The organism is Virgibacillus ndiopensis (assembly GCF_900187325.1).
Taxonomy (GTDB): Bacteria; Bacillota; Bacilli; order Bacillales; family Amphibacillaceae; genus Virgibacillus_E; species Virgibacillus_E ndiopensis.
Genome location: NZ_FZMZ01000003.1, coordinates 41,896 through 54,259, shown reverse-complemented (window position 1 = coordinate 54,259; position 12,364 = coordinate 41,896). Strand labels below are relative to the sequence as shown.

Genomic DNA, 12,364 nt, shown 5'->3' with positions numbered 1-12,364 from the left:
ATTTTAATGACTGGTAAAGTAAAATGGTTTAATGCAGAAAAAGGCTTCGGTTTCATCGAGCGCGAAGACGGAGACGATGTATTCGTACATTTCTCAGCTATCCAAGCTGAAGGTTTCAAAACTCTTGAAGAAGGTCAAGATGTTGAATTTGAAATCGTTGAAGGTAACCGCGGACCACAAGCAGCTAACGTAACACGTCTATAATATATATATAATCCAAAAAGGTTTATCTCGTTCGGTGAGATAAGCCTTTTTTTTTGATGATAAAAACTATGTAAAGCTTTCCAACTATATAAAAATCCTCTATCATAAAAGTTAATAAGAGGGGTGACATAAATGACGAACTTTGACTGGCAAGAAGAGGCAAAGACACAGTGGAATAACCGAGCTGACTTTTGGAATAAAAGAAGCGTAAATATGTGGGATAACGGAAGCAGGAAAGATATTATTCCTTTCATAGAAAAACATATTACTAAAGGCAGTAAAATTTATGATATTGGTTGTGGTGATGGATATGGGTCATATAAATTACATCGATCAGGGTATGATGTCTTAGGGGTAGATCTTTCAGCTGAAATGATAACCCGTGCCAAGGAGCGTTTACATAGCGAAGAAATTATGTTTCTGCAAGGAGATATAAATCATTTGCCATTGGAGGATGCAAGCTGCGATGGGATTATGTCTGTGAATGTTCTAGAATGGACCGAGTCCCCGATTGATGCATTGAACGAGCTGAGGCGGATTTTGAAGAAAAACGGTTTTCTATGTGTTGGTATATTAGGTCCAACGGCAGGTCCACGTATAAATAGTTATCCGCGACTACATGGGGAAAAGGTGATTTGTAACACGATGATGCCGTGGGAATTTCAGCAATTAACAATTGAAAATAATTTTGAATATATAGATGGATTTGGCGTCTACAAAGATGGGGTAAACGAAAAGCACTATCTCGATCTTCCAATTGAATTAAAACAGGCTCTAACGTTTATGTGGGTGTATATGCTGCGAAAGGTTGGTGAATAACGATGGATAAAAAAGATGTAGAGAAACAAGTAATTGATAGCTACCAAAACGATGAAAAAATGATGATTCTTATTTATGCACAATGGTGTATTAATAACGATCTTGATCCAAGGGAAATATATGAAAAAGCTTACCCTGCCCAAATGAAAAATCCTGCCTTAAACGAGGCATTAGGATTGACGGTACCAAAGGAAGAATCCGATGAGATTCCAGATCAAACCGTGATAAATGTGCTACAGCTTTTTGGTAATGATGACTTAGCATTCCTTGTTCAAGCAGAAATTGATAAACGAGCAGGGTAAAAGCAAAAATGGGCTTGTTAAGTAATGAACAGCGGATAGATTTACTGAAAAAGCTTTATCAACGCTTGAGTACCGCTATCGTTTTCACCTTTTTCAGCCAGTTCTTTATATAAATTTAATGAAAGTGATAATCCGGGTGTTGATAATCCAAGTTCCTGAGCTGATTCAAGCGCAATCGTCATATCTTTTATAAAATGTTTAACAAAGAATCCTGGTGCATAATCCTCGTTAATCATCCTTGGTGCTAAATTCGATAGTGACCAACTTCCAGCTGCACCTGTCGTAATACTTTCAAGAACGCTTATAGGATCAAGTCCAGCTTTTTTAGCATAAACGATTGCCTCCGATACGCCAATCATATTTGATGCGATTGTAATTTGGTTACATAGCTTGGTATGTTGCCCCGCACCAGCATCTCCCTGTAAAATAATTTGTCCCCCCATAATCTCTAGGATTGGGAAAACCGCTTTAAATGCAGCCTCGTCGCCACCTACCATAATCGCAAGCGTTCCATTTTTTGCGCCAATATCGCCACCAGAAACAGGGGCATCTAATGCAATAATGTCTTTGGTGGCAGCTTGTTTATATATTTCTTCTGCTAACGATGGTTTTGAGGTCGTCATATCAATAACGTATGTTCCTGATTTTGCGTGTTCAAGTATGCCGCTTTCACCAAAATAAATCTCCTCAACATCGTTTGGATAGCCTACCATTGTTATGATTACCTGAGAGGCTTCCGCTAATTCCGCGATTGAACTTTTCCATTGAGCACCATTATCTAAGAGACCTTGTGCCTTTTCTTTTGTTCGTGTGTAAATGGCTAAGCTATATCCTGCCTTTTGTAAATTTGCTGCCATGCTTTTTCCCATTACTCCAGTTCCGACAAAGCCTATTGTACTATTCTTTGTTATCATGATATCGCTACTCCTTTTTTGTCAGTGATATTAATCATTTCGACAAAAACGAGCTAAAATCCTTTTCTAATATGATATAGTAGTAAAAAAGTAAAAGGATGGGTTGGTCTCATGCATTGGTATATTAAATCGTTTCAGGAATTTTCAGCTGAGGAATTGTATCAAATTATAAAAGTGCGTGTAGATGTTTTTGTTGTTGAACAAGCATGTGCCTATGATGAATTAGACAACTATGACCAGAGTTCAATTCATTACTATTTAAAAGTTGACAATGAGATTGCAGCTTATGTTCGAATTGTACCAAAAGGATCAAAATATCCAGAGGTATCAATCGGACGAGTATTGGTTACTGAAAAATTCCGTGGGCATGGCTTTGCAAAGCAAATTATGCAGCATGCAATTGATTACATTGTTGATGAATGGAATGAATATAAAATTAAAATTCAGGCACAAGAATATTTAAAGAAATTTTATGCTTCGTTTGGCTTTAAACAAATTAGTGAATCATATTTGGAGGACGATATACCTCATATTGACATGATTTGGGAGAAGAAATAAAGAATCAACTTACTGCTTTTACACATAGTATAATTAGCAATCCCTTTCTTATGAATGGAGGCTAGTTACAATGATTACAAACAATCAAATAAATAAATGTAAAGCGGCATTAGAGGAACGGCAGAATGAACTAATTGAACATGTACAGGATCACTTTGGTTTAAAATTTGAATTTGCGCAGGAATCGATTGGGGAGCTATCTAATTATGATAATCATCCTGCAGAGCATGGAACTGCACTTTATGATCGTGAAAAGGATGTAGCATTAAATGAGCATGCTGAGGAGGAGCTTGAAGAAATAAATGAAGCACTCCACGCGATAGATGAAGGTACGTATGGAATTTGTACAAAATGCGGCAGAGATATACCTTTTGAACGTTTAGAAGCAATACCAACTACGGATGTTTGTATTGAACATGCCTCGAACGATACATTTGAGCGAAATCGTCCAGTTGAAGAAGAAGTATTTAGTCCAAATATAAATCCTAATGATCCTGGTGATGAAGTTGAGACAGGATATGATGCAGAAGATGCATGGCAAGATGTAAGTCGCTACGGTACATCCAATACACCTTCAGATATATATGGTGATCAGGAAGACTATGATGAAATGTATGCAAACAGTGATGAAAATGTAGGAGCAGTAGAAGATGTGGAACAATTTTTGTCTGCTGATATTGATGGAAAGTTTACAGGTGTTACGCCCAATCATAATAAATACGAAAACGAGGACTAAAATGAACGCACAAGCCAATACCTGACTTGTGCGTTTTTTTCAGATTCTAGTTTGAAATATGAAGATCATTTTTCGGAAAATTGTTGAAACACGGAGACTCCTGCGAGAACTGTGATTAGAATAAGCCCTTGTAACGAGTCCGAATGAGGGGGATTGGGTAGTGGGAAGCGAATTGTAATTCAATTGCGGTAGCATTAGTAACCATATAAAAAAGTGAAACAAATGTAACAATTAGTTCGTAATACATCTAAAGGAGTGAAGAATAATGGAAGAATCTAAAGGATGTATTAAATGTGGAAGTACAGATGCTGACAAAAAAGAGGTTGCTATGACTGGGACAGGTCTATCTAAAATGTTTGATGTACAAAATAATCAGTTTATTGTAGTATACTGCAAGAACTGCGGATACTCTGAGTTTTACAACAAAAGAAGCTCATCAGGAAGTAATATTCTTGACTTTTTCTTTGGATAAACAAAAAAGGGGATGTCTCCCATCGGAATATCCCCTTTAATTTGTTAAATTGACTTAAAATCCGCCGAATAATCCGCCACCCATAAAATTACTAAGAATGTTCTGGATGAATGATTGAATGAAAAATCCAAGTACTAATAAGGATACAATATAAATTCCAATTAATGTATAAACTCGGTCAAATCCGTTAGCCGGTTGTTCGAGCAGGATTAGTGTTGGTGCAATTAGTAATGTACCTAATACACTTACTAAAATAATCAAGCCAGAAAATGAAGAAAGCCCAACTAATGCAAGTAAAAACCCAATTACATACAAAACTAGGAATGGTGTTAAATACCCACCATATTTTGCTAGAACATCTGTAAATGACAATGCTTGACCTGTTATTTTTACTCCACCAAATGTTAATGCTGCTGCAATAAGAAACATGATGATAAATTCAATAAATGGTAAAATAAAGCTATCAAAAAATGAAAAGGACGGTCCACCAAAAAATCCTGTTGACATAGAATTGAGTGATAGATGATACCCAAAAGCAATCAATAATGAAAAAATAACAATTGTAATGGATGCGGAGATAAGATCATTTCCGTTTGCTTTTTTTGCTTCGCTAGGATTTTTAAGAAGTGTTACAAAGAAATGACCGAAATTTGACCCTGCTGATTTCAATTTTTCAACCACTTCATTTGGCTGTTGTGCACTTCCCGTTTGTTCTTGTTGGTTTGTTGATTGGTGTACTTGTGGTACTGTGTTTACAGTTGGATCTGCAGTGGCAGCATATTCCTCATTTGGTAACTGTGCACCGCAGCTAGTACAAAATTTCCCTTCCTCTGTTTGTTGACCACAGGTTGGACAATGCATGCTACATCACTTCCTTTATAATATTTAGTAATAAGTTCATGGATATGTAGTATCCGACTCTTTACTATTACTTTCGACAGAGTTCTTAAAAATCCTTCTTTTCATAATAGGTTATCTAGTTAAGTATCGAAAGTAATACACTTTAAATTATATCGATAAGGTATAAAAAAAAGAAGGGATTTTTCCCTTCTTTTTCCTTTATTAAATTTTTTTAGCTTTCTTTTCGTTCTGATAAGGTTAGATCAACAGTTTGTTTTTTACCATCTCGATAGAACTCAATTTGAATTTTGTCACCAATAGAGGTTTTTGAGTACATATATTTTCTTAAATCTAAAAGGGATGTTATTTTTTGCCCGTTAATTTTTGTAATAACATCGAATTGTTTTAGTCCAGCTTCTTCTCCAGGTGAGCCAGCTTCAACAGCAGCTATCACCATGCCGCCGCCAACTTTTTCTGGGATTTGAATTCGATTCTGATATTGTCTTGGAACCTGATCTATTGCTGCTGTACTAATCCCAATAAATGGGCGTGCTATTTCACCGTCAGATTCTAATTGCTCCATAATTGGAAGTGCAGAATCAATTGGGATAGCCAGGCCAATACCTTCAACTGTTTCTTGAGCAATTTTCATGGAGTTTATTCCAATAACTTCACCATCGGAATTTACTAATGCACCACCGCTGTTACCAGGGTTAATGGCCGCATCTGTTTGAATTACTTCTGTTACCCAATCTGGTCTGTTATCTCCATTTGTATCGATATCAATGGAGCGTTCAAGCCCACTAATAATTCCTTTCGTAACAGAACCAGAAAACGTCATTCCTAAAGGATTACCAATTGCAATAACTGTTTCTCCAACTTTTAAATCACCTGATGAGCCGAGTTTAGCAACTGTTTTTATTTTACTACCATCGATTTCTAGAACAGCAAGGTCAGTTAGAGCATCCGAACCTAAAACTTTCGCTTTGATATGCTTTTCATTATTTAATACGACTTCTACTTCCTGTGCCCCTTCAACCACATGATTGTTAGTCACCACATACGCTTTTCCATTTTCTTTTTTGTAAATGATTCCTGATCCAGAACCAGCTTCTTGTCCTTGTTCCCAAATATTTTGTTGTTGTAAATTTAATACGGCAACGACCGCTTCAGATGCTTCATCAATATTGGTAGCGACATCAGCATTGTCAGAGGCAATCGTTTTTGTTATTTCTGGGTCTGTACCATTTTTTTCTGCTGAAGCAGTACCCGTATCAGTATCACTTCCATCTGAGTTGATTGGGATAATGTTGTTTGTAAATAAGAGAGCGACAATAACCGCTGAAATTAATCCGCCGATTATCCCACTTAAAAATGTGCGGGAACCAGAGCTAGATTTAGATTTTTTCCGCTTATTTTGTTTCACGGAACTTGCTAAGCCGTGATTTTTTTCTATTTGATTTTGTGTGTTTTCAGTAGAATAGTTTTCTTCTTGTTGATTTGGGATATTGTCTACTAATTGTTCGGATGAATTTTTATTCATTTGTTCTTGTTGATTTTCATCACGTTCCATCTAATCACCCTTCGTAATAGTTATTATATTTTTATTGTACGAAGAGCATTTGGGATGATTTTGGTAAAGATGTAGAAAAAGTGTGTAATTTGCTTTTCCGTGTGCACATTGAATAACTTGTGTACAATAGAACTAAGATTAATTGGAATGATAGGGGGCTAGATAAATGCAATACCACATAGGAGTTGTAGAAGATGATACAAATATCCAAAATATCGTAAATGCCTATTTGAAAAAAGAAGGCTTTGCCGTGAGTGTGCTAGGATCAGCAGAAGAAGGATGGGAATTATGGGAGAAACAGCCCCCAGATATGTGGATATTGGATATCATGCTTCCAGGTATGGATGGATATGATTTTTGTAAAAAAATAAGGCAGGAAAGTGACGTGCCGATAATTATTATTTCTGCAAAAGATGATGAGATTGATAAAATACTTGGCTTAGAACTTGGTGGAGATGATTATTTAACGAAGCCATTTAGTCCAAGAGAGTTAATAGCTAGGGTTAAAAGGCTATTTAAACGCTCCCGCCCTGCAAATGATCCTACTGATGCGCAGGATAAAGTGAAAGTTGACCATTTATTAATTTACAAAAGCGATCGTCGTATTTTCTGGGAGGGAATAGAGCAAGAGGTGACAACGAAGGAATTTGATATGCTTCTATTATTTGCAGAGAATGTTAACCGAGCGTTTTCCAGAGAAGAATTATTGCTTCAGGTGTGGGGAGAAGATTATTTTGGAAGTGATCGCGCGGTAGATGATCTAGTAAAACGTATACGTAAAAAACTGGACGGAATTCTGCTTGAAACGGTATGGGGCTATGGATACCGGTTTCGAAGTGAAGAGGAATAACGATGAAACTTCATTATCAACTGAATGCTGCATTTACAACATTACTGCTTGTGATTTTATCTGTAACAGGTTTTGTTATTTACTCTTTGATTCTTAATTTATTAGTTCAGGATGAGCAGCGACAATTGAAACAAAACGGAGAATTAATTGTTACGTTTTTGAACGAAGAATTTGGTACAATACAAAACTTTCAGCAGTTTAGTGATTTTATAGAGGAGCAAGATTTGCAGCTATTTGTATATGACAAACAATTAAATCGAATACTTGATTCAACGATGGCAAATAATGTGGAAAAAGGATTTTTTCTAAATAATGATTTTGCTGATGAAAATGAATCATTGTGGGAGTATGGCAATGATAAATACGTAACGTCTAGAATTTCTTTTTATCCCGAAAGCAGGGGGCTTCAGCTTATTTTGCTGACTCCGTTAAATGATCTCCAGGCAGTACAGCACAACTTTTTTGTTAGGATGTTAATTGTGTTTATTGTTGGAGCGGGCGCAGCTGTTTTGCTTAGTTATTTCTTAACAAACAAGTTAGTAACACCCCTTTCAAGACTAAAATCACAGCTGAAAAAGATTGAAAAGCGGCAATTTGATCAGATTGAACGAATCAATGCCACCGGTGAAATAAAAGAGGTTGAGCAAAGTGTTTTTGAAATGGCCGAAGAACTCCAACGATACATGAAATCGCAGCAGACTTTTTTTCAAAATGCAAGTCACGAGTTAAAAACCCCTTTAATGACTATTCAGGGTTATGCAGAGGGTATTCGGGATCACATTTTTGATCAGGAGGATGAAGAAAAAGGTCTAGAAGTAATGGTTACAGAAGTAAAACGGTTAAAAACAATTATTAATGAAATGATACTATTAGCTAAACTAGACAGTGAGCAAGCAGCGTATCAACCTAAAGAGATTGTTGTTTCCGAATTAGTCGATCAGGTTATTGATCGTGCATTACCATTAGTTAATGAGAAAGGAATCTCTTTAACTCATGATGTAGAGGGGGATTTAACATTACACGCTGATCAGGAAAAGCTACTGCGAGCATTGTTAAATATCACATTTAATGGTATTCGTCATGCCAGGTCTCATGTGAAAATAAAAGCCACAAAGATAAATCATATGGTTACAATTACAATAACTGATGATGGGGAAGGTGTTCCAGAGGATTTGGTTCAACATATCTTCCACCGTTTCGTAAAAGGTAAAAATGGGGAAACAGGTTTAGGACTAGCAATTGCCCGGGCTATTGTTGAACAATCAGGCGGAAAGATTTCCGTTGAACAAGCGGAACATGGTGGAGCTAAATTCGTACTAAGATTTTTCGGGGAGATTGACAAAAAGTGACACTGTTAATGTCACGTCAGACGCAACTCCTAGAAGCTACCGTCATAGCAACAATGAACACTTTAAGTAAAAAAGTTCATTGTGCTTTAGAATTTCTTGCTGATGCGCCTGCTTCTGAATTGTGCCCTACGTTTTAATGTTTAAGTTTACGTTTTTATACAAAAAATATAATGTAATGTCGATTTATATGATATAATAGTATAGTTTGAGTTATTCGTAACTAAAGAGGAGCGTACTTATATGCAATTAAGAGAAGATATTCGAAATATCGCGATTATCGCCCACGTTGACCATGGGAAAACAACACTTGTGGATCAACTGTTAAAGTATTCAGGGACTTTTCGTGACAATGAGCATGTTGATGAACGTGCAATGGATTCAAATGATATTGAACGTGAACGCGGAATTACGATTCTTGCGAAAAACACGGCAATTAAATATAACGATACAACAATCAACATTTTAGATACGCCTGGCCACGCTGACTTCGGTGGTGAGGTAGAACGTATCATGAAAATGGTTGACGGTGTACTTTTAGTTGTGGACGCATATGAAGGCTGTATGCCACAGACACGTTTTGTGTTAAAAAAAGCATTAGAACAAAAACTGACACCAGCAGTTGTTTTAAATAAAATTGACCGTCCTGGTGCACGTCCAAATGAAGTTATCGATGAAGTATTAGACTTATTTATCGAACTTGGTGCTGATGATGAACAATTAGAATTTCCTGTTGTATATGCATCTGCCTTAAATGGTACATCTGGAGAGGAGCCTGAAGATCAGCAAGAAACAATGGACCCTATTTTTAAAACAATTATGGATCATATTCCAGCACCAGTTGATTCTGCTGATGAGCCGTTACAATTTCAAGTAACATTACTTGATTATAATGATTATGTCGGAAGAATTGGTATTGGCCGTGTATTCCGTGGAAAAATTAGTGTAGGTCAACAAGTTGTTGTGATGAAGAAAGATGGTTCTCAAAAATCATTCCGTATTACAAAACTATTTGGTTTTATCGGTTTGAAGCGGATTGAAATTGAGGAAGCAAAGGCCGGAGATATTGTAGCAATTGCCGGGATGGAAGACATTAATATTGGGGAAACAATTTGCCCAATAGACCACCCTGATGCATTACCAATGCTTCGTATCGATGAACCGACGCTACAAATGACGTTTCTTGTAAACAATAGTCCGTTTGCCGGTAAAGAAGGTAAGTATATAACATCAAGAAGAATTGAAGAACGGTTAATGAAGCAGCTTGAAACAGATGTTAGTCTTCGTGTAGATCCAACTGAATCACCAGATGCATGGATAGTTTCTGGTCGTGGTGAGCTGCACTTGTCCATTTTAATTGAAAATATGCGAAGAGAAGGCTATGAGTTACAGCTTTCTAAGCCACAAGTTATCATTAAAGAAATCGATGGTCAACAATGTGAGCCGTATGAACGTGTTCAAGTTGATGTCCCTGAAGAGTATACTGGTGGTGTTATGGAATCACTTGGTGCTCGTAAAGGGGAAATGATTGATATGGTGAATCATGGTAATGGTCAAGTTCGTATTGAATTTAAAGTGCCTTCACGTGGACTAATTGGATATACAACCGAATTCATGTCCCAAACACGTGGCTATGGAATTTTGAATCACACCTTTGATGCGTATGAGCCACTATTTAAAGGGCAAGTTGGTGGAAGAACGAAAGGCGTTCTAGTTGGACTTGAAAATGGTAAAGCATCCACTTATGGTATTATGCAGCTTGAAGATCGTGGTGTGATTTTTGTTGAACCAGGTACTGAAATTTATGCTGGTATGATAGTTGGCGAACATAATCGCGACAATGACCTTACCGTCAACATTACAAAAGAAAAGCATTTAACTAACGTTCGTTCAGCAACCAAAGACCAAACAGCAACAATTAGAAAAACTAGAAGCATGTCTTTAGAAGAAGCGATTGAATATTTAGGTGATGACGAGTATTGTGAAGTAACACCAGAATCCATTCGTTTACGTAAAAAGATCTTGAACAAAAATGAACGTGAAAAAGCAGCTAAGCGAACTAATTTAGGATAAAGGGTATCCAGTAAGAGTGTGTCTTGAACACACTTTTACTGGATTTTTTAATAGGAAGCGTGTTAAATATAGTAAATAATACTAATTGGAGGGGATTCGGATCCGTACCTTATTTCTATGTATCGTTTTGCTAGTATTTTTTAATGGTTGCTCAAATGAAGAAGGAGAGCCTCGAAAACAAACTGAACCGGAAGCATCTCATGAAACTCAAACTCCAGAACACCAGGAAGTAACGAACAAAACTGAACCTCAACTAGTGGCCGAAAATCTTCAAACACCTTGGGAAATCGTCTTATATGACAATGTATTTTATGTAAGTGAACGAACTGGTACGATTGTCACAATTAAAGATGGAAATCAAATCAGAAAGAAAGTTCAACTTTCAAAGGACTTAGCAAATCAGCCTGAAGCAGGTTTATTAGGTATTGCTTTTCCAGACAATTTTGCTGAAACCAAAACAGCATTTGCTTATTATTCCTATCAGGAAAATAATGATGTTTATCAGCGTGTGGTAACGATTCAACAAATGGACAACCATTGGAAAGAAGTAGAGGTATTAATTGATCATATCCCTGGTGGGCAGTTTCACCAGGGTGGACGTCTTGAAATTGGACCGGATAATAAATTGTATATTACAACAGGTGATGCAACTAATCCAGAGCTAGCCCAGGATTTAGATAGTCTTGCCGGGAAGGTGTTACGTATGAATCTGGATGGGTCCATGCCAAATGATAATCCTTTTAAAAATTCCTTTGTCTTTACCTATGGACATCGAAATCCACAAGGCCTTGCTTGGGATAATGCAGGCAATTTGTACGCAACTGAACACGGTTCGGATGCTTATGATGAAATTAACCGATTACAAAGAGGGCATAACTATGGTTGGCCAGTCACACGTGGTGATAAAACGGCAGAAGGGATGGAGACACCAGTTGTTCATTCGGGGGAAAATACATGGGCGCCGTCTGGGATGACTTATTTGGATGGTGATTTTTACTTTGCTTCATTACGCGGTGAAGGTTTGCGGAAATTTAACCCCAACACGAACACGGTGGAGCTTATAGTTGATAATGTTGGCCGTGTTCGTGATACGTTAGCAACAGGGAAAGGTATTTACATTATTACCAATAATACGGATGGAAGAGGATCTCCGACTGACAATGATGATCGATTATTATTTCTTCCGTTACGCAAAAGTCAATCATAGGAGCAAAACGGAAACACGCGTTAAGCCACGTGTGGACTGTATCTGTGCAAAGCGGGGAGTTCGAGTGTTGGACAATTCTATTACAAACCTTAAAGAGCAAAAAATTTATACTCGCTCGTGGATAGTGAACTATAATCGGAATCGAAATAAACAATCACAAAAATGAGCCTATTTAAAAAAGCTGTTTGCATCTATTATAGCGCAAACAGCTTTTTATAACTTATTAAGATTGTTTCTTTCCTTTTTTTTCATTTGGAATATACTTTGTGTAATACGCTGCGAATATTAAACATATAAATGACAATCCCCAAGAAGCAATGCCACTCCATTGATAGTCAAATCGCAAACCAACAATTATAATCAAAGCACTAAGAATAAGAAACATTGTAGAAAGATATCGTTTCATTTCCACACCTCGATCAGAAAAGGCATAATTAAATTTATTTCCCTATTATTTATAACATATGCTT

14 protein-coding genes are annotated in these 12,364 nt (G+C 36.9%); 10 read left to right on the top strand and 4 right to left on the bottom strand.

The window, feature by feature from the left end; translation table 11 throughout:
• Window positions 1-6 precede the first annotated feature (6 nt).
• The 3 genes from CS937_RS00365 (at window position 7) to CS937_RS00355 (ending at window position 1,325) form a co-directional block, all read left to right on the top strand.
• On the top strand, window positions 7-204 hold the full coding sequence (locus CS937_RS00365; RefSeq protein ID WP_021288643.1) for a cold shock domain-containing protein: 198 nt from the start codon (window positions 7-9) through the stop codon (window positions 202-204).
• A gap of 132 nt (window positions 205-336) precedes the next feature.
• Window positions 337-1,023, top strand: a complete 687-nt coding sequence (locus CS937_RS00360) for a class I SAM-dependent methyltransferase (protein ID WP_099156514.1) — start codon at window positions 337-339, stop codon at window positions 1,021-1,023.
• Window positions 1,024-1,025: 2 nt separating this feature from the next.
• Window positions 1,026-1,325: a hypothetical protein gene (locus tag CS937_RS00355; RefSeq protein WP_099156513.1), complete on the top strand. Its 300-nt coding sequence runs from the start codon at window positions 1,026-1,028 to the stop codon at window positions 1,323-1,325.
• Between the two features lie 41 nt (window positions 1,326-1,366).
• Here the strand turns inward: CS937_RS00355 and CS937_RS00350 are convergent, their stop codons facing one another.
• Complete coding sequence (locus CS937_RS00350; protein WP_099156512.1) at window positions 1,367-2,239, bottom strand: NAD(P)-dependent oxidoreductase; 873 nt, start codon at window positions 2,237-2,239, stop codon at window positions 1,367-1,369.
• A 111-nt stretch (window positions 2,240-2,350) separates the two neighbouring features.
• On the opposite strand from CS937_RS00350, the gene CS937_RS00345 reads away from it, so the two are divergent.
• The 3 genes from CS937_RS00345 to CS937_RS00335 all read left to right on the top strand — a co-directional run bounded on the left by CS937_RS00345 (window position 2,351) and on the right by CS937_RS00335 (window position 4,005).
• On the top strand, window positions 2,351-2,797 hold the full coding sequence (locus CS937_RS00345; protein ID WP_099156511.1) for a GNAT family N-acetyltransferase: 447 nt from the start codon (window positions 2,351-2,353) through the stop codon (window positions 2,795-2,797).
• Between the two features lie 70 nt (window positions 2,798-2,867).
• Window positions 2,868-3,533, top strand: a complete 666-nt coding sequence (locus CS937_RS00340; protein ID WP_099156510.1) for a TraR/DksA C4-type zinc finger protein — start codon at window positions 2,868-2,870, stop codon at window positions 3,531-3,533.
• Between the two features lie 265 nt (window positions 3,534-3,798).
• On the top strand, window positions 3,799-4,005 hold the full coding sequence (locus CS937_RS00335) for a zinc ribbon domain-containing protein (protein ID WP_099156509.1): 207 nt from the start codon (window positions 3,799-3,801) through the stop codon (window positions 4,003-4,005).
• 54 nt (window positions 4,006-4,059) lie between these two features.
• Here CS937_RS00335 and CS937_RS00330 read toward each other — a convergent pair whose 3' ends face one another.
• Together CS937_RS00330 and CS937_RS00325 are read right to left on the bottom strand one after the other, a co-directional pair.
• Entirely contained in the window at window positions 4,060-4,866 is an 807-nt protein-coding gene (locus CS937_RS00330) for a DUF6574 domain-containing protein (RefSeq protein ID WP_099156508.1), read from the bottom strand.
• Between the two features lie 211 nt (window positions 4,867-5,077).
• The gene (locus tag CS937_RS00325) at window positions 5,078-6,418 is read right to left on the bottom strand and encodes a S1C family serine protease (RefSeq protein ID WP_245835662.1); all 1,341 of its coding nucleotides are present in this window, start codon (window positions 6,416-6,418) and stop codon (window positions 5,078-5,080) included.
• 166 nt (window positions 6,419-6,584) lie between these two features.
• Here CS937_RS00325 and CS937_RS00320 point away from each other — a divergent pair, with 166 nt between their 5' ends.
• The 4 genes from CS937_RS00320 (at window position 6,585) to CS937_RS00305 (ending at window position 11,894) form a co-directional block, all read left to right on the top strand.
• Window positions 6,585-7,268 (top strand): response regulator transcription factor, encoded by a 684-nt coding sequence (locus CS937_RS00320; RefSeq protein WP_099156507.1) that lies wholly within the window; start codon window positions 6,585-6,587, stop codon window positions 7,266-7,268.
• Window positions 7,269-7,270: 2 nt separating this feature from the next.
• Window positions 7,271-8,617 carry a sensor histidine kinase gene (locus tag CS937_RS00315; protein WP_099156506.1) on the top strand — a complete coding sequence of 449 codons (1,347 nt, stop codon included), beginning with the start codon at window positions 7,271-7,273 and terminating at the stop codon, window positions 8,615-8,617.
• A 240-nt stretch (window positions 8,618-8,857) separates the two neighbouring features.
• Entirely contained in the window at window positions 8,858-10,687 is a 1,830-nt protein-coding gene (typA, locus tag CS937_RS00310) for a translational GTPase TypA (RefSeq protein ID WP_099156505.1), read from the top strand.
• Between the two features lie 127 nt (window positions 10,688-10,814).
• On the top strand, window positions 10,815-11,894 hold the full coding sequence (locus CS937_RS00305) for a PQQ-dependent sugar dehydrogenase (RefSeq protein ID WP_245835661.1): 1,080 nt from the start codon (window positions 10,815-10,817) through the stop codon (window positions 11,892-11,894).
• A 223-nt stretch (window positions 11,895-12,117) separates the two neighbouring features.
• On the opposite strand, the gene CS937_RS00300 is transcribed toward CS937_RS00305, so the two are convergent.
• Window positions 12,118-12,300, bottom strand: a complete 183-nt coding sequence (locus CS937_RS00300; protein WP_099156504.1) for a hypothetical protein — start codon at window positions 12,298-12,300, stop codon at window positions 12,118-12,120.
• Window positions 12,301-12,364 lie beyond the last annotated feature (64 nt).

What these genes read in the sequence shown, in the direction of transcription:
- CS937_RS00340 (WP_099156510.1), top strand. Translation starts at nt 2,868, where the DNA reads ATGATTACAAACAATCAAATAAATAAATGTAAAGCGGCATTAGAGGAA.
- CS937_RS00345 (WP_099156511.1), top strand. Translation starts at nt 2,351, where the DNA reads ATGCATTGGTATATTAAATCGTTTCAGGAATTTTCAGCTGAGGAATTG.
- CS937_RS00335 (WP_099156509.1), top strand. Translation starts at nt 3,799, where the DNA reads ATGGAAGAATCTAAAGGATGTATTAAATGTGGAAGTACAGATGCTGAC.
- CS937_RS00320 (WP_099156507.1), top strand. Translation starts at nt 6,585, where the DNA reads ATGCAATACCACATAGGAGTTGTAGAAGATGATACAAATATCCAAAAT.
- typA (WP_099156505.1), top strand. Translation starts at nt 8,858, where the DNA reads ATGCAATTAAGAGAAGATATTCGAAATATCGCGATTATCGCCCACGTT.
- CS937_RS00315 (WP_099156506.1), top strand. Translation starts at nt 7,271, where the DNA reads ATGAAACTTCATTATCAACTGAATGCTGCATTTACAACATTACTGCTT.
- CS937_RS00355 (WP_099156513.1), top strand. Translation starts at nt 1,026, where the DNA reads ATGGATAAAAAAGATGTAGAGAAACAAGTAATTGATAGCTACCAAAAC.
- CS937_RS00365 (WP_021288643.1), top strand. Translation starts at nt 7, where the DNA reads ATGACTGGTAAAGTAAAATGGTTTAATGCAGAAAAAGGCTTCGGTTTC.
- CS937_RS00360 (WP_099156514.1), top strand. Translation starts at nt 337, where the DNA reads ATGACGAACTTTGACTGGCAAGAAGAGGCAAAGACACAGTGGAATAAC.
- CS937_RS00350 (WP_099156512.1), bottom strand. Translation starts at nt 2,239, where the DNA reads ATGATAACAAAGAATAGTACAATAGGCTTTGTCGGAACTGGAGTAATG.
- CS937_RS00330 (WP_099156508.1), bottom strand. Translation starts at nt 4,866, where the DNA reads ATGCATTGTCCAACCTGTGGTCAACAAACAGAGGAAGGGAAATTTTGT.
- CS937_RS00325 (WP_245835662.1), bottom strand. Translation starts at nt 6,418, where the DNA reads ATGGAACGTGATGAAAATCAACAAGAACAAATGAATAAAAATTCATCC.
- CS937_RS00300 (WP_099156504.1), bottom strand. Translation starts at nt 12,300, where the DNA reads ATGAAACGATATCTTTCTACAATGTTTCTTATTCTTAGTGCTTTGATT.